Source organism: Leifsonia sp. HAY1-4F, from assembly GCF_056755275.1.
Genome location: NZ_JBNDHX010000546.1, coordinates 1 through 241, shown reverse-complemented (window position 1 = coordinate 241; position 241 = coordinate 1). Strand labels below are relative to the sequence as shown.

Here is a 241-nt window from a genome sequence, read left to right as displayed (position 1 = left end):
GAGTGTCTCGTGGGCTCGGAGATGTGTAGAAGAGACAGCATGAACACCAAAATCCAGACCGCGCAGATCGCAAGCGACCTACTCGGCCGCGTCCTTGGCGGCGACACCGAGCCCCAACTCCTCGAACACATTCGATCACGCGTCAACGACTCAGCCGAACTCGAAGACCCGGCAGTCGCATTCGCCATCATCTCCGCCGGATTCGTCACCCACCTCGAACGCGGACCACAACTCCTCCACC

The 241-nt window shown here is 60.6% G+C and carries 1 protein-coding gene; it reads left to right on the top strand.

Annotated elements, in window-relative coordinates; translation table 11 throughout:
• Positions 1 to 39: 39 nt before the first annotated feature.
• A partial coding sequence (locus ACPYOG_RS20445; RefSeq protein ID WP_481295904.1) for a hypothetical protein occupies positions 40 to 241 on the top strand: 202 nt, incomplete at its 3' end.